The 24743-nt window shown below is 47.5% G+C and carries 25 protein-coding genes and 1 pseudogene; 2 read left to right on the top strand and 24 right to left on the bottom strand.

Translation table 11 applies throughout. The features are described from left to right. Positions 1-33 precede the first annotated feature (33 nt). Complete coding sequence (gene rocF / locus BMY11_RS08700) at positions 34-942, top strand: arginase (protein WP_090574076.1); 909 nt, start codon at positions 34-36, stop codon at positions 940-942. Between the two features lie 65 nt (positions 943-1007). Here the strand turns inward: rocF and BMY11_RS08695 are convergent, their stop codons facing one another. The 19 genes and pseudogenes from BMY11_RS08695 to BMY11_RS08610 all read right to left on the bottom strand — a co-directional run bounded on the left by BMY11_RS08695 (position 1008) and on the right by BMY11_RS08610 (position 18984). Next, the gene (locus tag BMY11_RS08695; RefSeq protein WP_090574075.1) at positions 1008-1973 is read right to left on the bottom strand and encodes an ABC transporter ATP-binding protein; all 966 of its coding nucleotides are present in this window, start codon (positions 1971-1973) and stop codon (positions 1008-1010) included. Beyond that, entirely contained in the window at positions 1970-2968 is a 999-nt protein-coding gene (locus tag BMY11_RS08690) for an ABC transporter ATP-binding protein (protein ID WP_090574074.1), read from the bottom strand. The genes BMY11_RS08695 and BMY11_RS08690 overlap by 4 nt, the downstream gene beginning before the upstream one ends. 20 nt (positions 2969-2988) lie before the next feature. Beyond that, positions 2989-3936, bottom strand: a complete 948-nt coding sequence (locus BMY11_RS08685; protein WP_090574073.1) for an ABC transporter permease — start codon at positions 3934-3936, stop codon at positions 2989-2991. Next, the gene (locus BMY11_RS08680; protein WP_090574072.1) at positions 3933-4868 is read right to left on the bottom strand and encodes an ABC transporter permease; all 936 of its coding nucleotides are present in this window, start codon (positions 4866-4868) and stop codon (positions 3933-3935) included. The genes BMY11_RS08685 and BMY11_RS08680 overlap by 4 nt, the downstream gene beginning before the upstream one ends. An 82-nt stretch (positions 4869-4950) precedes the next feature. After that, positions 4951-6588: a peptide ABC transporter substrate-binding protein gene (locus BMY11_RS08675; protein ID WP_090574071.1), complete on the bottom strand. Its 1638-nt coding sequence runs from the start codon at positions 6586-6588 to the stop codon at positions 4951-4953. A 261-nt stretch (positions 6589-6849) separates the two neighbouring features. Further along, positions 6850-7983 carry a peptidylprolyl isomerase gene (locus BMY11_RS08670; protein WP_090574070.1) on the bottom strand — a complete coding sequence of 378 codons (1134 nt, stop codon included), beginning with the start codon at positions 7981-7983 and terminating at the stop codon, positions 6850-6852. Between the two features lie 129 nt (positions 7984-8112). Then, positions 8113-8802: an LrgB family protein gene (locus BMY11_RS08665; RefSeq protein ID WP_090574069.1), complete on the bottom strand. Its 690-nt coding sequence runs from the start codon at positions 8800-8802 to the stop codon at positions 8113-8115. Further along, positions 8780-9154 (bottom strand): CidA/LrgA family protein, encoded by a 375-nt coding sequence (locus tag BMY11_RS08660; RefSeq protein WP_090574068.1) that lies wholly within the window; start codon positions 9152-9154, stop codon positions 8780-8782. The genes BMY11_RS08665 and BMY11_RS08660 overlap by 23 nt, the downstream gene beginning before the upstream one ends. 4 nt (positions 9155-9158) lie before the next feature. Beyond that, positions 9159-10115, bottom strand: coding sequence for a D-2-hydroxyacid dehydrogenase (locus BMY11_RS08655; protein ID WP_090574067.1), 957 nt, complete (start codon positions 10113-10115; stop codon positions 9159-9161). A 25-nt stretch (positions 10116-10140) separates the two neighbouring features. Next, on the bottom strand, positions 10141-11439 hold the full coding sequence (locus tag BMY11_RS08650) for a M20/M25/M40 family metallo-hydrolase (protein WP_256217361.1): 1299 nt from the start codon (positions 11437-11439) through the stop codon (positions 10141-10143). Positions 11440-11448: 9 nt separating this feature from the next. Next, a complete protein-coding gene (locus tag BMY11_RS08645) occupies positions 11449-12723 on the bottom strand; it encodes a M20 family metallo-hydrolase (RefSeq protein WP_256217360.1) in 1275 nt (424 codons plus the stop codon). 5 nt (positions 12724-12728) lie between these two features. After that, positions 12729-14132 carry an allantoinase AllB gene (allB, locus tag BMY11_RS08640; RefSeq protein ID WP_090574064.1) on the bottom strand — a complete coding sequence of 468 codons (1404 nt, stop codon included), beginning with the start codon at positions 14130-14132 and terminating at the stop codon, positions 12729-12731. Positions 14133-14599: 467 nt separating this feature from the next. Further along, on the bottom strand, positions 14600-14980 hold the full coding sequence (locus tag BMY11_RS08635; RefSeq protein ID WP_090574063.1) for a hypothetical protein: 381 nt from the start codon (positions 14978-14980) through the stop codon (positions 14600-14602). A gap of 193 nt (positions 14981-15173) precedes the next feature. Beyond that, positions 15174-15407: a hypothetical protein gene (locus BMY11_RS08630; protein WP_177182562.1), complete on the bottom strand. Its 234-nt coding sequence runs from the start codon at positions 15405-15407 to the stop codon at positions 15174-15176. 24 nt (positions 15408-15431) lie between these two features. Then, entirely contained in the window at positions 15432-15581 is a 150-nt protein-coding gene (locus BMY11_RS28450) for a hypothetical protein (RefSeq protein ID WP_371262773.1), read from the bottom strand. After that, positions 15562-16072: pseudogene (locus BMY11_RS08625) on the bottom strand (hypothetical protein). Before BMY11_RS08625 ends, BMY11_RS28450 begins: the two are co-directional and overlap by 20 nt. Positions 16073-16286: 214 nt before the next feature. Further along, the gene (locus BMY11_RS08620) at positions 16287-16682 is read right to left on the bottom strand and encodes a (R)-mandelonitrile lyase (RefSeq protein WP_090574062.1); all 396 of its coding nucleotides are present in this window, start codon (positions 16680-16682) and stop codon (positions 16287-16289) included. A 29-nt stretch (positions 16683-16711) separates the two neighbouring features. Beyond that, on the bottom strand, positions 16712-17890 hold the full coding sequence (locus BMY11_RS08615) for a sugar efflux transporter (RefSeq protein ID WP_256217385.1): 1179 nt from the start codon (positions 17888-17890) through the stop codon (positions 16712-16714). A gap of 200 nt (positions 17891-18090) precedes the next feature. Further along, the gene (locus tag BMY11_RS08610; protein ID WP_090574060.1) at positions 18091-18984 is read right to left on the bottom strand and encodes an AraC family transcriptional regulator; all 894 of its coding nucleotides are present in this window, start codon (positions 18982-18984) and stop codon (positions 18091-18093) included. Positions 18985-19150: 166 nt separating this feature from the next. Between BMY11_RS08610 and BMY11_RS08605 the strand changes: the two genes are divergently transcribed. Further along, a complete protein-coding gene (locus BMY11_RS08605; RefSeq protein ID WP_256217359.1) occupies positions 19151-19900 on the top strand; it encodes an aldo/keto reductase in 750 nt (249 codons plus the stop codon). Here the strand turns inward: BMY11_RS08605 and BMY11_RS08600 are convergent. From BMY11_RS08600 to BMY11_RS08580, 5 genes are all read right to left on the bottom strand, one after another. Then, positions 19854-21155, bottom strand: coding sequence for a hypothetical protein (locus tag BMY11_RS08600; protein ID WP_090574059.1), 1302 nt, complete (start codon positions 21153-21155; stop codon positions 19854-19856). The two genes, BMY11_RS08605 and BMY11_RS08600, sit on opposite strands and share 47 nt — an antisense overlap. Then, positions 21152-21958: an ABC transporter ATP-binding protein gene (locus tag BMY11_RS08595; RefSeq protein ID WP_090574058.1), complete on the bottom strand. Its 807-nt coding sequence runs from the start codon at positions 21956-21958 to the stop codon at positions 21152-21154. Before BMY11_RS08595 ends, BMY11_RS08600 begins: the two co-directional genes overlap by 4 nt. Continuing rightward, on the bottom strand, positions 21951-22964 hold the full coding sequence (locus BMY11_RS08590; protein WP_090574057.1) for a FecCD family ABC transporter permease: 1014 nt from the start codon (positions 22962-22964) through the stop codon (positions 21951-21953). Before BMY11_RS08590 ends, BMY11_RS08595 begins: the two co-directional genes overlap by 8 nt. A 13-nt stretch (positions 22965-22977) precedes the next feature. Next, the gene (locus BMY11_RS08585; protein ID WP_090574056.1) at positions 22978-24159 is read right to left on the bottom strand and encodes an ABC transporter substrate-binding protein; all 1182 of its coding nucleotides are present in this window, start codon (positions 24157-24159) and stop codon (positions 22978-22980) included. A 177-nt stretch (positions 24160-24336) separates the two neighbouring features. Continuing rightward, entirely contained in the window at positions 24337-24705 is a 369-nt protein-coding gene (locus tag BMY11_RS08580) for a hypothetical protein (RefSeq protein WP_090574055.1), read from the bottom strand. Between the last annotated feature and the right edge of the window lie 38 nt (positions 24706-24743).

Below are 24743 nucleotides of genomic sequence, written 5' to 3'. Positions count from 1 at the left end.
CCTGCCTCGTATGGCAAAAGGAGGGAATTCCACATGAGCAAACATCGGCAGCCGGTCACCGTCCTTCCAGTACCGTTCCATCACGGAGCAAGCCGTCCCGGTGCAGACGGCGGGCCGCAAGCCGTCCTGCAAGCTGGGCTAATGGAGAAGCTCAAGCAGCTGAAAAGGTCCGCTACTCTGCTTCCTCCGCTCGAATGGCAGAAGCTATCGAAGGATCGCCGTTCCATGGAAAGAATGCGCAACTGGGGCCGCGTACAAACAATGAACGAGGACGTTGCCGAATTGGTCCTTGCTATCGCCAAGAGCGGCGCCTTTCCACTGACGATCGGCGGCGATCACAGCATCTCAATCGGCACAATTGCCGGCTTAACTCAGCACATCCAGCAGCTCGGAGTCATTTGGATTGATGCGCATGCCGATATGAATACACCCAAGACGACACCTTCAGGAAATCTGCACGGCATGGCGCTCGCAGCCAGTCTCGGTCTTGGCGACACACGTTTCACGAATATGTATGGTCAGAACCCGAAGCTGCAATCCAAGCGCGTCGTCCTCGTCGGCAGCCGCGAGCTTGATGAAGGCGAGAAGCGGAATATATACGCTAGCGGCATCAGCTGCTTCACGATGCACGACATTGATCGTATCGGCATGGCCCGTGTCATGGAGCGCGCAATCGCTATTGCCTCGTATGGCTCCGAAGGCATCCATGTCAGCTTCGACATCGACTGTGTTGACCCCGGTGAGGCGCCTGGAACCGGAACTCCCGTCCGAGGCGGATTGAACTACCGCGAGGCGCATCTCGCGATGGAGATGCTGTACGACTGCGGGCGAGTAACTTCCGCCGATATTGTTGAATTGAATCCTTCGCTTGATCCGAGCGGGAGAACGGCAAGACTTGCTGTCGAGCTCATTGGCTCGCTCCTCGGTGAACGAATCCTCTAGCCTCGCACACAAAGAAGGACGTTTCGCGGGTACTAACGCGAAACGTCCTCTTCTATTCGTACGAATTATGCATAATGGCAAGCAGCCCAGTGGTTCGGCTCTACTTCGCGGAAGATCGGCACTTCGTTCGCACATTTCTCTGTCGCAAACGGACAGCGTGTACGGAATTGGCAGCCGCTTGGCGGGCTAATCGGACTCGGCAGATCACCAGTTAGAACGATACGTTCTTTCGTTTCTTCTACATCAGGGTCCGGAACAGGGATCGCGGACATAAGCGCTTTGGTGTACGGGTGCTTCGGATTTGCATAAAGCTCTTCACTTTCTGCAAGCTCCACCATTTTACCCAAGTACATAACGGCAACACGGTCACTGATATGTTTAACCATCGCAAGGTCATGCGCGATGAACAAGTACGTTAGACCCAAGTCACGCTGCAAATCTTGCAGCAAGTTAACAACTTGCGCCTGAATAGATACGTCAAGTGCCGAGATCGGCTCATCACAGACGATAAACTTCGGATTAACGGCAAGTGCGCGGGCAATCCCGATCCGCTGACGCTGGCCGCCGGAAAACTCATGCGGATAACGCGTTGCATGCTCCGAACGAAGACCTACGCGGTCAAGCAAACGTTCTACTTGCAGCTTACGGTCTTTTGAGCCATTCGCAAGGCCGTGAATATCAATTGGCTCCGCGATCAAGTCTTCTACCTTCCAACGCGGGTTCAGCGATGCATATGGATCTTGGAAGATCATTTGCATTTCGCGGCGCAGCGCCTTCAGTGATGAACTTTTCGCTTTGACAATGTTCTGGCCCTTGAAATTAACAGCACCGGAAGTTGGCTCATACAAACGTAGAATCGTTCTGCCCGCAGTCGATTTACCGCAGCCGGATTCGCCAACCATACCGAGCGTCTCACCCTCGCGAATGCCGAAGGAAATATCATTAACCGCTTTCAGCATCTTACCTTTACCAACGTCAAAATATTTCTTCAACTGATCAACTTCAATCAGCATGTTATTGTTCGTTTTCATGCGCTCTCTCCCCCTTTAAGGGCCGAGTCATGGAGCCAACATTTCGCAGTTTGCGTTTCACTCAGCACGTATGCCTGCGGATCGTTGTCGACACAAATACGCATCGCTTCGTCACAACGCGCACAGAATGCGCAGCCTGTAGGCGGCGAAGACATATCCGGCGGTGTTCCGATGATCGGAACGAGCGCCTCGTCCTTCTTCTGATCCAGACGCGGAAGCGAACGCAGCAAGCCTCTTGTATACGGATGCTGCGGGTTTTTGAAGATTTCTTGCTTCGTGCCAGTCTCGACAACCTTGCCTGCGTACATAACGACAACTCGGTCGCACATATCCGCTACGATACCAAGGTCATGCGTGATCAGGATGATCGACGTCCCAGTCTTCTGTTGAAGCTCTTTCATCAGCGTCATGATTTGAGCTTGAATCGTAACGTCAAGCGCCGTTGTCGGTTCATCCGCAATGAGAAGAGAAGGGTTACATGCAAGAGCGATTGCAATCATTACACGCTGGCGCATACCGCCAGAGAATTGGTGCGGATATTGTTTCACACGCTCAGCAGCGTTAGGAATACCAACTAATGTTAGCAACTCAATTGCCCGATTTGTTGAATCAGCAGCGTTCATTTTCTGGTGCTTATGAAGCACTTCAGAAATTTGACGACCAACTGTAAGTGTAGGATTAAGAGAAGTCATTGGGTCCTGGAAGATCATGCCGATCTCCTTACCGCGGATGGACTCCATTTCTTTCTCTGTTTTGGCTAGCAAATCTTCGCCTTTAAACGTAATGGAGCCTTGTTTGAACTCGCCCGGAGGCGTTGGAATCAAACGAAGAATAGATTGAGCTGTTACGCTCTTGCCACTGCCGGACTCGCCGACAATCGCAACAGACTCGCCGCGGTTAACTTCCAAGCTAACTCCGCGAACGGCCTGAACCTCTCCACCGCGCACATGAAACGAGATATGCAAATCAGAAATATTAAGAATCGGATTGCTCATAAGCTCACTCCCAGCGCAGGTTATTTTTTCATTTTCGGATCGAATGCATCTTGCAGACCATCACCGAAAATATTGAATGCAATCATCGTGATACAAAGAAGTGATGCCGGAATAGCCATTACCCATGGGTACAGCGTCCATGAAGAAATCGCTTCGCTAATCAATGAACCGAGTGAAGCATCCGGCGACTGAACACCTAGACCCAAGAAGCTCAGGAAGGCTTCAGTAAATATAGCAGACGGTACCGAAAGCGTTACGGTAACGATGATCGGTCCGAGAGTGTTCGGAATTAAGTGGCGGAACAGAATACGCGAGCCGCTTGCCCCCATCGATTGAGCTGCAAGCACATACTCCTGGTTCTTGAGTTGCAGGATCTGTCCGCGAACGATCCAAGACATCGTAATCCAGCCAGTAATCGACAATGCCATGATAATCGTGAATAATCCAGATCCCATAACAACGCCCAGCAAAATAACGACAAGCATATACGGAATTGCATATAGCACTTCAGCGAACTTATTCATCGCATTACCGACACGTTTGCCTGCAAAGCCCATAATACCGCCGTACGCTACCCCAATAACAAGATCGATAAGCGCAGCCGTAAAACCAACGATTAGAGAGATTTGAACACCTCTCCATGAACGTGTGAACAAATCACGGCCCAGGTTGTCCGTACCGAACCAATGCGATGCCGATGGCTTTGCAAATTGATTGTCCAAATCGTTCGTATACGTATTATACGGAGAAAGCATCGGGCAAACAATCGCCAAAATTATGATAAGAATCAGGACATACATGCCTGTCATCGCATACTTGTTCTTGCGAAGGCGTGCCCAGCTTTCTTGGAAAGTCGAGCGGCTTTCTGCCGTAATGATCTCAGCCTCTTTATGACGCTGCGGAAGCTTCTCGAAGAGCGATCCCGCATCCACGTCGTTCTGCTGAATTTCCTTCAGTTGTGTGCTCATTTCTTAACGACACCTCCGCTGATTTTGATACGCGGATCAATGATAATGTAAAGAATATCCGTTACGAAGCGTGCCGCCATAAGGATTACGGCATAGAAGATCGTGATCCCCATAATGAGGGTATAATCCCGGTTTGAGATACTGTCTACGAAATAAGCACCGAGGCCAGGCAAACCAAAGATTTGTTCCACGACGACAGAACCAGTAATAACGTTCGCTGTCATCGGACCTAGATAAGTGACAACCGGCAGAATACCATTACGCAAGCCGTGCTGCCAAAGAACAGCATGAGGCGTAAGCCCTTTTGCTTTTGCAGTACGAATATAGTCCGAGGTCAGTACCTCGAGCATGGTTGAGCGAGTCAGCCTCGCGATGAATGCAATCGGAAGAGTTGACAGTGCAAATACGGGAAGCACGTAATCCAACGGCCCTTCCAGCCCTGCAACTGTAAAGATCGGGAATTTAACACCAAGGAAATATTGAATCATCGCACCAACGACGAAGCTTGGAATCGAGATCCCTAATACCGCAATAAACATAAAGAAATTATCGATAAATTTCTTATGCTTCAGCGCAGCCATCATACCAAGGTAAACCCCAATGATGACAGAAACAATGATCGCAATAATACCTATTTTGAAAGATGTTGAAAATGAATCTGTAATAATGCTTGTAACCGTACGATTCGAGCTCTTCATCGATTCGCCAAGGTCAAACTGAAGCAGGTTCTTCATGTAAATCAAATACTGATGCCAAATTGGCTTGTCCAAACCGTAGTGTGCCATAATCTGCGCCTTAATTTCAGGCGGAATTGCTTTTTCTTGTGTGAAAGGGTCCCCTGGGACAGCCTTCATCAAGAAAAAGGTCGCGGTGGCTAGAATTAGCAGCGAAACGATTATGTTGAGAAACTTACCACCTATATACCGAGCCATCCCAAGCCCTCCCCAATCATAAGAGAAGGGATATATATGGTTCCCATATATATCCCTGAACCCTTAAATTTTCTTGTTAATCTTATTTTTCAATCGTGATGTGGCTATAGTCGATGTTACCGGAGTAGTCAACTACATAGTTCTTCACATATGGTTTGATCAATTGTGCAGAAGTGTAGTAGTACAGCGGCATAATGGCTTGGTTGTCACCGATAAGGATCTTCTCAGCTTTAGCCATTGCGTCTACACGTTTTTGTTGATCGTTTGTTGCATAAGCTTCTTTAACGAGTGCATCGTAATCTGCATTCTTGAAGCCGATATCGTTGTTTCCGCCTTTAGATGTGAACATGTCGATGAACGTCATTGGGTCGTTGTAGTCAGCTCCCCAACCAGCGCGTGCAACGTCATAGTTCAAGCTTTGACGGTTTTTCAGGAAGATCTTCCATTCTTGTACTTCAGTCTTAGCAGTGATGCCAAGGTTTTCTTTCCACATGTTCGCGATTGCTTCAGCTACAGTCTTGTGCAGACCTTCATTGAAAGTAAGCGTGAACTCAGGCATCGAAGTCATGCCTTCTTCTTGAAGACCTTCAGCAAGCAATTTCTTCGCTTCTGCTACGTCTTCTTTGAAGTAGTCGTCTTTCACTTCTGCACGGTATTCGCCGTTCACGCCGTGGATACCGCCGGATACGAAACCGAATGCTGGTGTTTGACCTGCTTTAGTTACTTTATCAACGATGTCTTGGCGGTTGATCGCCATCGAAAGCGCCTTACGTACTTTTACGTTGTTGAAAGGCTTCTTCTCGTTGTTGAAGTTGTAGTAGTATGTGCTTGCAATTGGTTTGATTTGAAGCTCAGCGTTTTTCTCTTGACGGAATTTGTCAAGTTGCTCAGCTGGGATCGAACCTGTTGGCGAGCCAGCCCAGTCAAGTTTGCCTGTTTTGTACATGCTAAGCTCAGTGTTAGGATCTTTAACCATGGAGAACTTAACGCTGCTCAGGTGGATGTCTTTCTTATCCCAGTAGTTATCGTTAGGTACGAGTTCTAGGGAATCGCCGTGTTTCCAAGCAGTCATTTTGAAAGGACCGTTGGAGATGTAATCTTTAGCTTCTGCAGCCCAGTTAGCGTTTGTTTGCGCCGACTTGTGGACTGGGTATGATGTGAAGAACGCTGTGATGTTCAGGAAGTAAGGTGTTGGGTTCTCCAACTCAACTTCAAGCGTTGCATCGTCGATTGCTTTAACGCCAACTTGTGCAGGATCGCTGATATGATCAGGGTTGTCCGCTTCAACGTTGTAGTTTTGAGCATTTTTAATGTAGTAGAGTTGGTAAGCATACGGTGCTGGTGGATTCAGTTTCGGATCCAAAGTACGCTTCCAAGAATATTCGAAGTCTTGTGCTGTTACTGGGTCACCATTCGACCATTTCGCATCGCTGCGCAGGTGGAAAGTAAATTTCTTGCCGTCTTCAGAAACGTCCCATTTCTCAGCAACGCCTGGAACGATGTTGCCATCTTTGTCCATACGCGTCAAACCTTCGAAAAGGCCGCTCAGCACAGTAAAGGATACTTGATCCTGTGCTTGTGCTACATCGAGACTAGGCGGTTCGGTTGTCAGGTTCATCCGAAACGTTTGGTCGTCTCCAGATCCGCTCTTGCCACAAGCTGACAATACGCCTGTGAAGACCAGCATGAGTGAAACAAGTACTAGCAGTTTTTTCTTCATTACTTGAGCCCGCCTCCATGTATTTGTTTATATTTTTAAACCCGAAGCCAATAATACAACGAATTTAAGCATTTGTAAAACATAATTTGAACACTTGTAAAGATTTACTATCTCCTGATGTCAACTTAGCTTACAAGAACTTGACTGGAATCTCATGCTACTGGCTCTAGACGTTTTGTAATTACGTACATTGTGCCACAAAAGAAACAACCATCACCAAGCCAATTATTGGCTGGTGATGGTTGTTGGAGTTGAAAATTATTAATTTGTGATGCCGTTTGTCGTCGTCTCAGGTGCCGCTGCCTCTGGTGCTGCCGCTTCATCTTGCTTCAACGTGTTTGTGATTTGGGATTTGGATTTCAAATCCGCGAGCCATGTTGGAGAAAGCTCCGATACTTTCTGACGAATCAGTGTATCCTTAATATCCGCCTTCTTCTCGTCGAGAGTCGCTTGTTTACCTGCTTTATGATCAAATACTTTAATGATATGGTAACCGAATTGCGTCTTTACTGGCGCGCTAGTCTCGCCGGCTTTCAGCTCGAACGCCACTTTTGCGAAATCAGGATCCATCTTGTCTGCGCTGAAGTAACCGAGGTCGCCGCCAGCATCTTTGCTGCCAGGATCCGTCGATTTCTCTTTTGCGATCGCTGCGAAATCACCGCCGTCTTTCAACTGCTTCTCAATCGCATCAGCTTCTTCTTTTGTTGCCACAAGAATGTGGGAAGCCTTCACTTGCTCAGGCTCGTCGAAAGTTGCTTTATTCTCGTCAAAATATTTCTTCACGTCGTCGTCAGTTACTTTGACTTGCGGCTCAACAAGCTTCGAAATACGAAGCTGCATTGGCGTTTGTGCTTTCAAGTCATCAAGAGACATGCCCGCTTGCTGCAGTGCAGCTTCGAAATCTGCATCTGTCGGGAATTGCTTCTTAATCTTAGCAATTTCTGCATCTACTTCTTTATCGCCGATTACAATACCCTTCTTATCGGCTTCTTGTTTCACAAGTTCATCTTGAATAAGGTTGTCCAACGTTTGTTGGCCGCCAACCTTCGCCATTGCATCATACAGCTGATCCTTCGTAATCGAGGTGCCATTGACGGAACCAACCGTTTCGTTACCGCCGCTACTGCCAAATGGCGACTTCACGAGGAATACGAGAAGAACAATTGCAAGACCGATGGAGATATACATCCACGCTCTGCCGCCGCCATTGGCCGCTGGCTTCGCTGCCTCTTTCGTCTCTTCCTCTTCTTCATTTTCTTCAGCCTCTACACTCGCTTCATCACGGCTATCTTCAAGCTCTTCGCGCGATTCTACCGAGAAGACTCCTTCTTGCTCTTCTTTATTGACTGCATCTAGCTGGGCTTCCTTATCAAACTCTTTCTCTTTCTCGCTCAAGATTGAAGTCTCCCTTCCAACATTTGAAATCTGCTATTGCTTTACTGTGCCACTATATCAGATATTTAGGCAACAAACCTTAAGAAAAGCTGAAATATGTAAAAATTGCTCGAAATCTCACAATGCCTTCTATAGCAACCAAGCATGAACGGGCAGCAATAATACAGGAGTAAATACGGTGCAAGCAGCCATTGAGAATCCGCTTAGCCCGCCTTGCTCCTCCGATTCGGACAACAGTCTTGCCGAACCGATGCCATGCGCAGCCGCACCAATCGCAATTGAAGCTGCAATCTTATCGGTGACCCCGCATAGCCGAAGCAGTGGAGGTCCAACAACGCTGCCGATTAGACCGGTCGTCACCGTAAGCGCAGCCGTCAATTCTGGCGAACCTCCTAGCCAGCGAGACAAATCAATCGCTACCGCCGCAGTCACGGACTTAGGCAGCGCCGAATGCAGAAACGATTCTGTGCCCCCAAACAGAATGACCGACAGCGCATTTACGAGCAACCCTAGCAAACTCCCGACGAAAGCACCAAGAAGCAGCGATGGCAGCAGATGACGCAGCCGAATCGCATGTTTATACAGCGGGACCGCCATCGCGACAGTTGCTGGCCCAAGGAAGTAGGTAACCATATCCCCGCCAACCCGGTACGCACTATAGGGAATGTCGCCTAGTTGCAATACAACATAAACGAGGAGAGGCGCTGCGATTAAAGGATGCAACCAGCTCCATCTTCGTTTCAGGAAGAGCGCAGCGCCATATGCCGCGATAGTCAGCGTCGTGCCGAAGATCGGATCAGCAATCAGACTGTTGTTCAACGTCCGCCACCTCCTTTCGGCGGTACGCGATGATAAATTGAGTCGCAATGCCCGTGGACAGCAGAATGACAAGTGTCCCTGCTGTTAGAGACACTACAGCTGCAAGCCAGGAGTCGCCTAGCATCTTGGCGAAGGCAGTAACACCCGCGAGGAGCGGTATGAAGAACAGCATCATATGCTTCGTCAGGAAAGTAGCACTCTCTTCTACCCACTCCAGTTTGATGACACGCGTAAACAGAGCTGCCACAAGCAGCAACAGCCCCAGTACATGCGACGGCAAAGGAATACCCGCATAGGTATGCAGCAGCCATCCCAACCCGTCAAATCCCATAATAATGCCGAATCCCCGCATTGGCCTAGTTCACCTGATTCTGAATATCAGCGCTCAGGAACGCGCGCAAATTGTTCGCCGCAATCGACATGAGACGGCTGCGCGCCTCCACCGTCGCCCACGCAATATGCGGCGTGATGATACAGTTTGCCGCATGCAGCAGCGGATTGTCGGCAGGCGGCGGCTCTACGCTGAGGACATCCAGCCCCGCTCCGGCTATGCGGCCGCTGTTCAGCGCTTGAGCCAAGTCTGCCTCAACGACATGACCGCCGCGTGCGGTATTGATCAAAAAGGCAGAACGCTTCATAAGATCGAGTGTATCGCTGTTCACGATACCAGTCGTATCTGACGTTAGCGGACTGTGTAGCGAAACAACGTCAGCCATGCGGAACAGCTCTTCACGCGGAACGAAACGAACGGTTTCTAATCCCGGAACGAGTTTGACTGTCCGCGTATGCACAATAACTTCCATGCCAAAAGCAAGCGCAGCCCGTGCCACTTGCTGGCCAATCTGACCAAAACCGATAATGCCAAGCGTCTTGCCGGAGATTTCGCGCAGCGGGCTTAGCGTGAACGAGAAATCCGGGCAGGTCGCCCACTGCTCGCGATGAACGGCATCACTATGCGCGCTCACTTGAGATGCATGTGCAAGCAGCAGCGCAAATACAAGCTGCACGACGGAATGTGTGCTGTAATCCGGCACGTTTGTGACGACGATGCCACGTTGTGCAGCAGCCTGTGTATCCACGATATTGTAACCCGTCGCGAGAACGCCGATGTATCTGAGATGCGGCAGCTTGCCGATACATTCCGCAGACAACGGAGTCTTGTTCGTCAGCACAATTTCGGCATCGGCCGCTCGAGTTACGATATCTTCTTTCGCCGTGCGGTCATACACAACCAGCTCGCCGAGCGATCCGATTTCATCCCAATTCAGATCACCCGGATTTAGCGTATAACCGTCCAAAACTACAATTTTCACTACTTACCAGCTCCTGTCTCATCATCTACTTGTCATTTTCCGCCAGGAAAGTGGCATCATTAAGTAGATCATACAGCATAAAAGACAGGATGCGAACCGCTAATGTCAGATCGCGAATCTGCACATGCTCATCTGCCCGATGACCATTCGCTTCTTCCAACGTGCGCGGACCAGCGCCAAACATAACAGTAGGAACGCCAGCCTCCGTGAAATGCCTCGCATCCGCGTAAAGCGGCACACCAACCACAGGCATCTCCACGCCGCCCATGACAGCCGACCAGTTCGGGCGAAGCGCGCAAAGCAGCTGCTCTGTCCCTTCCACTTCACAGAAAGGACGCGCGAGCAGAACGCGGTGCACATCTAATTCAATCTGTGGGAAACGGGCAGCCGTCCTTGCAATCAACTCACGCAATTCTTGCTCAGCAAGCTCTGGATTCTCCTCCGGAATAATACGTCTGTCCAGCCGGATCGTACATCGGTCAGGCACGACATTCGTATTGATGCCCCCTTGAATCAACCCCACTACAAGCGTCGGAGACTCGATGCCAATGACACCTGAATGCCGCTGTCCCAATTCAGCACGATAGTCATAGAGCTCCATCAGCACTTCCGTCATCGCCTCGAGCGCATCAGCACCGGTATGCGGAATCGCCGCATGGGCCGACCGCCCCTTGAGCGATACTTCTAGATGAAGACAGCCATTATGCGATGTCACGGCTGCATGCGTGAAACCAGCTACGATTGCGTAGTCAGGCTTAATCGTTCCTTGTTCGAGTAGCCGCTTCGGCCCAAGCTCTCCACCTGTTTCCTCGTCGAAAGTAAAAGCGAGCGCGAGCGTGCCGCCAGGCTGTTGATGCTGTTGCTGCTGTTGCTGCGCTTCCCACACACCGCTATCTCGAAGCGCCATAACTGCATATGTGTACACAGCAATATCAGATTTGGACACAGCTGCACCACGGCCGAATAGCTTGCCGGCTTCAATCATGCCGCCATATGGATCGCAGCTCCAACCATCGCCAGGCGGCACCACGTCGCCATGTGCGTTAAGCACGATCACCAGCCCTTGCCCTTCGCCAAGCCTCGTGTCAGCAACAACATTGCTAACCGCGATCATCCCGGCCGCTCGCACATCCTCGTGCGGAACCACGTCCATCCTAGGTGCGAAACCTAGAGCAGACAACTCATTGAAGACGAGCTCCGCAATCGCGAGACAATCTCCCTTCGGGTTATCAGAAGGCATTTGCACGAGCCGTTGGAGGAGTGCTATCATCTCATGCTCATGCTTCTCAATCCATGCCTCGAGCTTAATGTGGGCTGCTTTCATGTTGACCATTTACCCCCATTCGTCTTCATATACGTCTGTGTACGCAAGCTCATATAGTAGGTCAATTAGACCGTGTATTCCCGTCCCAAGATAAGCAGGAGGCGTATATTCGAACGGCGAGTGACTGATACCGCCTCGGCTCGGAACGAATAACATCGCCGTTTTGCAATGCGCGGCAAACAGCTGAGCATCATGTCCCGCTCCACTAGGCATCAACTTCCAGCTGGCATCACTGCGAATGCAGCTCTGTTCGAGCAGCAGCCGAAGCCCAGCGTTCATTCCGGCGGATGGTTCGTTCATCCATAGTTCAATGCGGGCATCAACACCGAAACGTCCCGCCTCACGCTCCGTTATCGCCGCCGCTCGGTCATAATACACCTGAAGCTTCTCATCCGAAGGATGACGCATATCAATCGTAAACACAACTTTGCCTGGGATGACATTTGACAAATTCGGTTCAACTTGAAGTGAACCGACCGTGAATGTCAGCGGAGCTCCTGCTTCAGAAGCCAACTCATTCAACGCGGCTATCATCGCGACAGAGGCATGAAGCGCATCACGGCGCATATGCATCGGTGTCGTACCGGCATGATTCGATTCACCGAGAACCGTAATCGTCGCCCGCTTCTGGCCGACAATCCGGTCTACAATTCCGAGTGCAACCCCCTCTTCCTCCAACACTCCTCCTTGCTCAATGTGAAGTTCTATGAACGCTTCAACATCATGTCTCAGCGCAGGTTCGAGCGAAATGCCGGCGCCAGCGATCAGTTTGCCAACCGCATCCCTCATCGCATCCGAGAGCGTGAGACCCTCCGATTCAGATCGAATGTGCACGGCATCCTCAACCAAGTATTTTCCAGTAATAGACCCAGAACCCCAGCAAGTAAGCGGAAACCGACTCCCTTCCTCCTCGCTAAGCGATACAGCTTCGATTGTGCGACGAGGCTGCCCGTAACGTTGTTTCAGCTCGCGCAGTGCGATAATAGCTGCAACAATACCATAAGAACCATCATATATGCCGCCGCAGACTACCGTATCGACATGTGAACCTGTAACAATAGCTCGCAATTCAGGGGTCGTCCCACTTAGCCTGCCATATACATTGCCGACCTCATCTGTCCGAACCTCAAGCCCTTCTTGCTTCATCTCCTCTGCAATCCATAGCTGAGCGTTCACCCACTCCTCTGTATATAGAAGCCTTGTCACTCCTCCACGAATCGCATCAGCCCCGAACTGCCCGAGTTCACGGAGCCATCCCTCCGCCTCCGTTCCTAACTTCTCCACGCTCTTCATCGCTCTACCTTGCGAGTCCGAGCTCGCCGCGAATCCCCAGTAGCTTTCAGGAACTTACCGATACGGTTCACGAGAACTCCTTGATCAGCAGAGTATACGAGCTGGCCTCTGCAGAAGGTCGCCATTACTTTACAGCCGACTTCCCGTCCAACGAATGGACTGTGCGGGTGCAAGTAGAGCAGGTCCTCCGTTTCTATTTTATAGCTTTGCTTCAGATCAATGAGCACGAAATCCGCATCCATTCCCACTTCGAGACGACCTTTAAGACCCCCAAGGCCGAAACGCTCCGCAGGTTTCCCTGCGAGCAGTTCTGCCATTAACGTCAGTGGTATGCCCCGCTTCAGATGCCCTTCGTCAATCATTAGCTCTATCCGATGCTGCGCACCTGATATCCCGCCCCATGCCGCGAAGAAATCATCGCCTTCTTTCATTAAAGTCTCACAGGGGGAATGGTCCGATGCAATCATATCAACCTCTCCGCGGATGAGGGCAGCCCATAACGCTTCCATATTCGAGCCGGTACGCAGCGGAGGCGCGCATTTAGCAACTGGTCCTAGCCGAGCGAGATCGTCTGCCGTCAGCATCAGCTGGTGCGTACACACCTCCGCCGACACATCCATTCCACGGTGGCGAGCTTCCGTAATCTTCGAGAGCGCCACCGCACTGCTCACATGGACAAAATGAAGCTTGCATCCCGTTTGTTCCGCAAGCGAAAGCGCCCGTTCGACCGCAAGCACTTCCGCCGCAATGGGCCTTGACGCGGTGTAGCTGTATGCATCCGTATATCCAGCAGCTTGTGCAATGGTCGAGAGCCGCGCTACAAGCTCATTATCCTCAGCATGCAGTGCAAGAATGGACCCAAGACGAGCAACCTCCCTCATCCCCTCAAGCAGCACCGCTTCATCCGATTCCCGAAAATCATCCTCAAGAGGCATACCAGGCGAAGACATGAAAGCTTTGAATCCGATGACTCCAGATTCCGCAAGCTCACCAAGCCGATCCACATAGCCCGGCATAAGCCCGCCCCATAGCGCGTAATCAACAGCCGATTTCCCTAACGCAGTGTCAAGCTTCTGCTCGAAAGCCGAAGCAGTAACCGTTGGCGGACGGCCATTAAGCGGCATATCAAAATATGTTGTCGTGCCGCCCGCCGCCAGCGCCGCCGAGCCAGTCTCGAACCCTTCCCAATGCCCCATGCCTGGCTCATTGAAGTGAACATGTACATCCACTCCGCCAGGCATGACGGTCAGTCCCGCCGCATCAATAACCGGACAGCTATCGTTCTGTAGCTTCGCCTCAATCGCTGAGATCCGTCCTTCTAACACGCCGATATCGCGTTTCACCACGCCTTCCGGGGTAACAGCGACTGTGTTCTGCAAAATGAAGTCGTAAGCCGCCATGCCAACCGCCTCCATTTCGATAATGTTAGTTTTACTAACATCATATAAGCGAAACGTTGTTTTGTCATCGGGTTTTCATTTAATTTTCTAATAATTCAGTCTATACATGACGCTTGTGAGGAAACTTTAATTCTAAATACCTTACATACGCTAACCTAACCCACAATGCCAAAGGAATAAATTAATGCTGACGTATATTTCCCCCTGATGTGGGCATTCTTAAGATATCGGCGTCGCGAGATGCCGTAGACAACCGCGGAGAAGACTTACGTTTCCCCATAAGCTCTTCGTCCGGTTTCTCCTCTCCCATGAAAGGGGCCCCAGCAATGGGGCCCCGGTTTTTTTTTATGACAACAAACAGCCGAACAGACTAAACAGTCTGTTTTTTTGCGTTTGGGGACGAATTAGGATCAGAAGTGGTTAATAAGGCTCCCGTTGAACGGCAGCCTTATTAAGAAACGAATTAATTAAATAATAGGAGGACTCATTGCAGAAATAAGGATAAGCTCATTCTGATTAAAGAGTTGCTCCTCGACTAGATTTCCGAATTCGTTAAGACCAGTAACAGCCATTAATACATCAGGCGGGCTAACATCCATTGTATTAAGCTGAACCTCATAGGTTACATTTCCCGCAATAAAGAACTCCCTAACATTATAAGAGTTCGGAGGTACTACATACGAGAGTTGGTATGCAGTATAGAACGTACTGGAATCAACAGAAGCAAAAATCTCTGCGATAATCGTTACTGGGGTAGTCACATCTAGATTTCTTACACTTACAACAATATTAGTTGAAGCTGTTCCGAAATCTCTAGTATTCGTTACAGGACCAGTAGAATAAGGCATGGCGTCTCACCACACTTTCTTAGTGGACATGCTCTATTCTATGAAAATAATGATGTAATGACTGGGCAGTATTATAGGACATGAACTATTTTTACATTTTTGGTTTATTGGGGATCACCCGCACTTATTTCTTGCGGCTTCAATGTCTTGCATGTTCAATAAACTTCATCTTTACACTCCCCCCCCCCCCGCCTCAAGAGCATAACCTATTGAATGATCGACTATAGAGCTTTGCGTTCCAGCCGCAATCCGTTCTGTCCAACGCAAGATGGTGGATCAGTTCAATCGTAGTCATCCCATTATCCCAAGGGCGATAAGTCCCACCTGATTCAGGCAGCAGCTCGACGAGTTCGAGCAAAGCGTTACGGTTCATTTTCCAACGTTTCATCACTTGTTGCACAGTAGTAAGTTCTTTTGTCAAAACCATGACCATGACCTCCAGTTATTTCGTTTATTTGATTCCAAATCCAAGCCCATACACGCCTGGATATTGAATTTCTTTACCTAGTTTAGCGGCAGCCTCTAGTGCCCAATAAGGATTTCTTAACATACCACGTCCTACAGCCGCTAGCCCAGCTTCTTCATTTGATTCCAAATCCAAGCCCATACACGCCTGGATATTGAATTTCTTTACCTAGTTCAGCGGCAGCCTCTAGTGCCCAATAAGGATTTCTTAACATACCACGTCCTACAGCCGCTAGCCCAGCTTCTTCATTGCCAACGACGGCATTCGCGAGTGTAGGCTCGTCTAGCCTACCGACGGCAATGACAGGCATATTCAATGCATGTCTGATTTCTCTAGCCATCGGCACTTGATACGCGACATGAGTACCCGGCCTTCCGTGCGCGAGAATCGGACCTTCCCGTCCGGAGCTGACATGAAACATATCTACTCCAGCGTCTCGATAGACTTTAGAGAATGCAATTCTCTCTTCTAGCGCCTCCGATTGCACGGCTTACATAGTGGTTATAATGCCAATCGTTTGCGATTCCGTCCTTATTCTTGACGGCATACTGGCACATCGGCGGCATAACGACCCGGTTCTTGAGCTCAAGACCTTTTATCTGAAACGGTGTAAACAAGTGATCCATGTTATCTGCTCCTTTAAGAGAAGTTAACGGTAAGTAGCTAGGAAGTACGGAATGTTTCGTTCAACTTGTAGTATCTCACCGGCTCATTTACTTTAACACTTGGCTACCCGCGTGCAGTACTATCAATAAGTTAAATGCCTATAACGAAAAGTTATCCCTACAACGCAGAAGAGACCCCCGCTAACAATCGCGAAGGCCTCTCTATTTCATGTGATTAGGAATTGTATTGCTCCTCACTCACTTTCTCCAACCATTCAACCGTTTTCCCATCAAGACGCTCTTGAATGGCAATATGGGTCATCGCCGTCGTCGGTGATGCTCCGTGCCAATGCTTCTCGCCTGGCGGGAACCAGACTACGTCGCCGGGACTGATTTCCTCGATTTGACCACCCTCTCGCTGAACCCGTCCCTTTCCTGCCGTTACGATCAGCGTTTGTCCAAGTGGGTGCGTATGCCATGCTGTCCGCGCCCCCGGCTCGAACGTAACGCTTGCTGCAACTACACGCGCTGGATCGGCCGTTTCCATTAATGGATCAAGGCGAACCGTGCCCGTAAAATAATCTGCTGACCCTTTGCCTGAAGGCTGTGACCCAATTCTTCTGATTTCCATGTTATCAATCCCTCCGATATTCATACCATTTAGGCGGATGCTGCTTCAGTACCCTTCTGAGCTCTTGTCCTCCATAAAATAATGAACGAAACAACAACAACGATTAGGCTGACCCAATAAACATCACGAATCCCTACATACTGTGCGACGAGACCGCCACCTAAGTTGCCGAGTAACCTGCCAATAATGGTTCCGTTGTAATAGATTGAAGAGGACATCCCTGGCGAGTTTGGCAGCAGCTCCGTGAAATAGCTTAGCCCATTACCCATAACGATCGCAACAAACACCGCCTGAAGCAGCTGCGCTCCGATAATCTGCCAGGAGTCCGTTGAGACGCTTAATATGACGTTGTACATCAGTGCAATAAAGCAAGCGCTAATCATTAATGTATGGTTCGATAACTTCCTGCCTAGTGCGCCTAGCGCGAACATAATGGGGATCTCAAGTCCAGCACAGATGCTTACAACCAATCCGACATCAGTATGTGTACCATGAAGCTCGTTTACAATAAACAATGGCGTGATGATCCCATTAATAGCATTTACCGCAAATAGTAGGATGAAAGCAAGCAATGGATACCAAATTTTCCTCCGGTTGAACGAATTGGCCTCAGCGGTGCCTACTCTCTTCTTTTGAGCCGCTCTCTTCCTAGGTAAATATAGAAGTACAAGTGAGGCGATAACAAGAAATATGGTGGATGTCCCGAGAAATAGCCCCTTATATCCAACTACTCCTAAGATCACTGTTCCAACTAAAGGTCCGACTAGAAACCCTAGTGACACTAAGGTACGTAATGTTGACATGGCAAACGTCTTGTCATCCGAGTTGCTTTCATTGGCCGACTCCTGAGCATAAGCATAAATTTGAGGCATGGCGGCTGCTCCCAAACCACTAAAAAAACCAACGAGTATGAGCAAAATCAAGTAATTATCAAACATTACATAAGAAGCATAGCCCGCTGCAGATGAAACTGTGGCCATTATAATAATAAACTTGCGATCCAAATTGCGATCCGAATATTTACCAATGAGCGAATTTGCAAATACGCCACTTAATGAACTTACAGCTGTAAAAAAGCCAAATGTTCCTGCGCTCATACCGAGCTCCTCCGTACAATAGAGAGCTAAGTACGGCATTGTAATCGAAATCCCAAATCCAACAAATAGAACACAAATGACAAATAAACGATAGCCTTTAATTGCAAACAATTTTCTCAATCGTGTGTACAAAATAACTTCTCCTTCATATCCAGTTAGTTGTCACTCATGTAGCCATACTAATTATGCAGTAAGTACAACCTGTATCGTTATCTCATTCATGCTGAATCATTGCCTAATCCTCTCAACCTCCATTACAACAAAGAAAAGGCAAGCCTCTAGTGGCCTGCCTACTATTACTGGGTAATCCTCTATGCTTTTAAGCGCTTAATATCTTGGCGAGGCGGGAATCCAAACATCCGGGAATATTCACGACTGAACTGAGACGTACTTTCATAACCTACACGAAATGCTACGTCAGAGGCGTCTGAGGACTCGGTTAATAATAAACGACGGGCTTCCTGGAGTCTCATTTGCTTCTGATATTGAATAGGACTCAAAGCCGTGACTTCTTTAAAGTGCCGATGAAAAGTGGAAACACTCATATTCGCTATTTCTGCGAGCTCCTCAATACGGAAGGAACGCTCATAATGGTTTACAATATGTTCGATCACATCGCGGATTTGGTTGATGGCGCTCTCTTCCATTACAAGCCCTTTCAAGATATCCCCGTTCTCACCCTGCAACACCCTATAAAGGATTTCTTTCGTAAATATTGGAGCTAGCACAGGTATTTCGTTTGGATTATCTAACAGCCGAGCCAGCCTGACGACCGCATCCAATAAAGACGATTCAATATGACTGACATACATCGCACGTTTCGGATTTACCTTCGGATCGACCAACAGTTCCGAATCATGTAACACCTCAATGATCTGGCTCGGTTCAAATTCAAGCTTCAGACCCAAGTACGGCAGCTCTGGAGTAGCTTCAGTAACCTGGGAATTGACTGGCAAATGTACGGAAGCGACAAGATAATCTGCAGGACTGTACTTGAAACGATCCTGTGCTAACCACACCTCCTTAGCTCCTTGTACAATCATACAAAAAGACGGCTTATATACACCGTGGCTTGGCTCGCTCGTACTTGACCGACGTAAGAAATATAAAGATGGAATCGCAGTTTTATGTACACCATCCCCATCTGAATACCGTTCAATAATGTTGGTAAGCTCTTGCTGCTGTGTCATGTTTATTCCAGACATTCGATTCCCCTCTTCCGTCAGCTTTATTAGCTTCATTATAATCCAACTTTACTTAGTACTTAAGTGGTTTGAGAGGATTAGGCAATCATTCGAGACGAATGTGATAACGTTCGATGTGAGCTGTAGAACATAATGAATGAAGAATAGATGAACAGGAGGATTTTGTATGAAAAAAGTAACTTTAAATAATGGCATTGAGATGCCCATTCTCGGTTTTGGTGTCTTTCAAATTCGTGATGACAATGAATGTGAACAAAGCGTTTATGATGCTATTATGGCAGGCTATAGACTGATTGATACTGCTGCTTCTTATCTTAATGAGGAAGCTGTCGGCAGAGCGATCAAACGTAGTGGAGTGGCCAGAGAAGAGCTATTCATCACGACAAAGCTTTGGGTTCAGGATACCGGTTATGAACCGACGAAGAAAGCATTCGAGAATTCACTAAATCGATTACAGCTCGATTATTTGGATTTGTACTTAATTCATCAGCCTTATGGAGATGTTTACGGCTCTTGGCGCGCGATGGAGGAATTGTATCGTGAAGGAAAGATCCGGGCGATTGGCGTCAGCAACTTCCATGAGGATCGCCTGATTGATTTGATGCTTCATAACGAGGTTGCTCCTGCTGTAAACCAGGTCGAAACGCATCCTTTCCATCAACAAATCGAGAATTCCAAATTTATGAAAGAGAATCATGTTCAGATCGAATCTTGGGCACCTTTTGCCGAGGGTAAAAATAACTTGTTCCAGAATGAGATATTGGCCGCTATAGCTGAAAAGCATAATAAATCCGTTGCACAAGTCGTCCTTCGTTGGTTGACACAAAGAGATGTCGTCGTGATTCCAAAGTCCGTTCGTAAAGATAGAATTATGGAGCCGCGGCAAAAGGAACAACGGCTCTGCGATATTTCATAAGCCCCACGCAAATATCTCGAACAAGGCATTCTTGATGCTCGCCATGGTCAGGGTACCGAATCATATTATCACCGTTATGTACGAACACTTTTCCGCCACTTCCATCTATCGTTGGATATTGCCAAATATAATCGGCTGAGTGGTTGGCATGCGCAGCCCCTATTGATGTGAGACCCATCGCATATTCAGGTAATGGAGTGAACCCTCTAGCATACTGACCAATAATGCCTTCCCAACCATCAAAGTCTTCCGGCATATTTTTAAAAAATTCAAATGGATCGTTCTCGACTCTTACCTTGAGATTCGTATAAGGTACAGGTGGTACCGTTTGGAATGGCTTTAGAAATGGCAGCCAGCATACAGCGACTTCAATATTGAGTATAAGTTGTCCGCCATTTCTAATATAGTCCATCATTCGATCCGTATATTTTTGCATGTAAATTTGGTCACTGATACTAGGCATATAAATGATGTCACAATCCCACACCTCATCTGGAATAGGACGAGCACCAAAGTATTCGATTTGTCCACCAGTGCCTTCAAAGGTACGAGATAGATATGGAGGCGTATCCTCAGAGTTAATTCCCGTTGTTTGTAAATAAGCCACTTTAAAAGGCTCTATCTGATTCCGATCAATGCCAAACTCGTTATTTATCCACGGGTAAAACTGCCCCAGCAGCTTCGTAGTTACCGGCATAAAGCGCTGGCCGTTATGATTATGAGGGTCTAGCGTTGTAATAAAAACTCTTCCACCACCCTCTAAATCTTTGAAATCAACGATAATGGCCTCATCCCTATCCTCTACTGCGAGCAAAGTCGTTCCGTTATGATTTCCCTTGATCGCACCATGCCAGTGCCAATGCAAGTGCTCTGGCTTTACATAGTCATAGAAGGAATGATTGATTTGATCGGGAACGTATAGCTCTATCTTGCCTCCCGGCTTCGTCCACCATAGCCAATCCTTCGTTCTGGAATCGACACATTCTATGTTTACGACATCTAACAGCTGGTCCGCTTTATCAAGCGTAAAAATGATTAGAAAGCCACCGCTTCTGACATAATCGTTAAGCTGCTTTTTATACGGTAGAATGCGGTCACTTGGACAGCCGCAAGATAGAATCACTGCCCCGAACTGTTCGAGGTCAAAGCTCGGAAGGTCATCGGCATAAATGAATTGATCCACATAATGCGCATAATCCCAGTAACTGATTAACTGCGCGCTTTTTCCGGTAGTAACATACGCAATTTTTGTCATCTTATGACCTCTTCAGCCGTTTGCAGATCGATCGGTAATATAGTGGAATAGGATTTATCAGCCAGGTCGTACGATAATATTTCAGAATTGATTCCAAAATAATGTCGTAAATTCGTTGTGTTCACCACAAGCTCCGTTTTATCGAAAATATACCCGTCTTTTCCGAGGAGCAGCGTTGACTGTGCGATACGAAAGGCATGTTGAGGGAAATGAGTATTGATAATGATCGAATATTCCCCTTGTTCATTCAACTCTTCGACAATATTCAAAACTTTAAGCTGATTTCTCATATCAAGATGGGATTCAGGCTCATCCATAATAAGGATTTGCGGCTCCTTGATAAGAGCTCTTGCAATCAACACCATTTGCAGCTCTCCGCCACTCATGTTATTACAATTTCGTTCACTAAGATGCTCAATTCCGAGCTTTCTTAATTGCTCATACGCTCTCTCGTAATCCTCTTTGGTAGGGAGCTTGCCCATTTTTACATGAGGAGATAAGCCCATAACGGTCATTTCAAGACCAGTAAATCCAAACGCCGCTCTCTTCGACTGCGGAACGTAGGCGACTTGTTTCCAGAACTTACTTGCAGACATTGTTTTAACCGATTCATCATTGATAAAGATATTGCCTGATTTATAATCCAGGAAGCCCAATAAGCATTTTAGAAAAGTTGTCTTTCCGATCCCGTTTGCTCCCAGAATCGCTAATGTTTCACCCTTTTTTACGTGAAAGGATAACTCTTTGAATATCTCTCTTTGAGAATTGGGGTACTGAAAATTTAGATTATCTACTCTAATCATCGAGCACTCCCCCTGTTCTTCTAAGCAGATAGATAAAGAATGGCACACCCAGAAGCGAACTCAATATGGATAATGGAATTTCGGAGCCTGTTAAAGATCTAGCGAGGGTATCTGTAATGAGCACAAATATCGCACCCATAATCATAGTGGCCGGTATTAGATGCTTATTGTCTGTTCCGACGATCATCCGCGTAAAATGCGGTACAATAAGTCCCACAAAACTAATAACACCAGCTATCGATACAGCCGCCGCCACGATGACTGTTGTGAAAAATATAATAATGACACGCATTTTCTTAATATTTACACCCAACGAAACCGCTTCATCTTCTTCTAATGAAAGCAGATTTAGCTGCCATCTGTATCTGTAGAGAAAGAATAGAGAAATGATAATGCTTGGCATTGTCCTAAAGATCGTTTCCTTGGAAGCACTGGCAAGTGAGCCCATAAGCCAGAAAGTGATCGCGGGAAGCTCATTTCTCGGATCCGCGAAGTACTTTAATAGGGAAACACCTGAGCCGAATACTGAGCTTGTTATAATTCCTGCAAGAACGAGCATGAGCACCGTAACGCGCCCACGTCTTCTAGCGATTATATAGGTCAGATACATGGCTGCAAATCCAAAGAATACGGCCGAGGTTTGTGTACCCAGCGTCGTTCCGATAGTTACGATTCCAAGTGCTGCACCAAAGCTTGCTCCTGAGGACACACCTAGAATTTCCTCACTTACGAGTGGATTCCCGAAAATCGCCTGCAAAGAAGCACCAGCAACTGCTATACCAGCTCCTACAACCACAGCTAACAGCACACGAGGAATTCTAACTTCCTGTACAACGACTGGAACCGTAGGGTCAGAAATCGAAGTTGGGTTAAATAGTGAATTCAAAACATCAAGTGGCGCGATTGTGTATCTTCCGATACAAATCGCTGCCACCATGAAAACGAACAAAGCAATTATCGATACAAGATAAAACTTCTTTAGAAACTTACGTCTCTCTATTGTCATCCTGGGCTACTCCTTATTGCATGAACAGATCGAAATTTTTGCTGGTTTTGTTCTCTGCGACATTCAAGACGGAATCAATATCTTCTTCCGTTAGATCGATGTTGTATAGCAATTTATAATCTTCACGGACCTGTTTACGCATATCAAATCCTTTGAACTTGTCTGGATACGCTAATACCGAATAGAAGTACCAGTTGATTCCCGGATTATCAAGTAAAGAAGCGGTTGGGCTTTTATACACTCTTTTTTCTTTAACCGCTCTCAAATTTTTCAGAACGGGATGCTTAAAGAAATAGTCCGGTGTGATATCCTTTGCCCATTCGCCGATCACAATCATATCTGGATCCCATTTGAGCAACGTTTCTACATTGATATCCGCATCGATATCGGATATTTTGCCTTTGGTAAAGGCTGCGTTTTCCACCTTATGTACAGGGGTGTGAGGGAGTTCTGTTCCCCATACGTTGATTTGATTATCATTAATTGCACTAACAAAAACATGATCTTGACGCTCATCCTCAGTTAGATTCTGAGTTACTTTAAGCACATCTTCTTTGGCTTTAGCCTGGTGTGCAAAGACCTCATCCACTCGATCCTGCTTTCCTAGCGCCTTGCCGTATAATGTATATCTCTCAATGTCATCCTCGTAAGTACCCCAATTGACAGCAACAACATTAACGCCGGCATCCTCAAGCGGTTTAATTGCACCATCACCATGGGTAGTCCATTGATAAACCACATCAGGGGCCAGCTTCAGAATTCCCTCAACATTAGGCGCACTTCCATCAGCTTGCATGATGTTATTATTCACCTTTAATATCTCCGGGTATTGTTTTGCAACAGCGCCGCCAGCAATATTAGACTCTTGATCTCCTTTTCGCATACCCAAGAAAGGTTCAACCGATTGCGTTATCGAAAATATTTCTGTTCCCTCGTTTGGAAACAGCACAAAATTTTTGGCGTATCCATTCTTAAGAACAACCTCTTTGCCTCTGCCGTCCACGATCGATACAGCTTCAGTGGCAGCATTTGCGCTTGTGTTTGCATTTGTACTTGTGTTCGCATTCGCATTTGCACTAACATTCGTACTTGCGCTTGCACTTGCATTATCCTTCTGACCATTATCCGTACTCGAACAGCCTGCTATAATTAATGCGCCAATCCCAATACAACCAGTCCATACTAATTTCTTCATGATTCTCTTCCTCCCACAATATTCTCTCTGTACAAACTAGAGAGCATCGTAGTACCATTGAGAATGATTGTCAATCTCAACGACTGGTAATTTTATATGCATATCCCGCGATGGACTTTATCATTACAAGGTATCCGAAATGACAATAAGGGGCTCCCAGATGGGAGCCCCTTATCGTTAAAAAACCGGGCTTAGTACCGGAATAAAAATGAGTTCCGCCTGAGGATGACGCTGATCCTCCGTCAAATTCCCGAATTCGTCTAATCCAGTGGCAGTGAACAAAACATTGGTAATAGTCGAGTTTAGCTGTACTTCATAAGCGACATTACCGCCAATTGAAAAGCTTCTTACATCAAATGAATTAGCCGCTACGACATAAGAAGTCAAATATGCGGTATAGAATACAGTCGAAGATACGGACGCGAATATATGAACGGTTACTGTTGTCGAGTTAATTACATCGAGATTTCTTGTGCTCACAACGAGAGAAGAAGCGGCTGTACCGAAAAATCTAGTATTCGTCACGACTCCTGTAGAATAGGGCATTTCTTAGCACCTCTTTCTTAATAAGACATGCTCTATTC

Origin of the sequence: Paenibacillus sp. OV219 (assembly GCF_900110075.1) — a bacterium.
Taxonomy (GTDB): Bacteria; Bacillota; Bacilli; order Paenibacillales; family Paenibacillaceae; genus Paenibacillus_Z.
The sequence above is the reverse complement of the archived record's forward strand: the minus strand, read 5'-3'. Positions and strand labels throughout refer to the sequence as shown.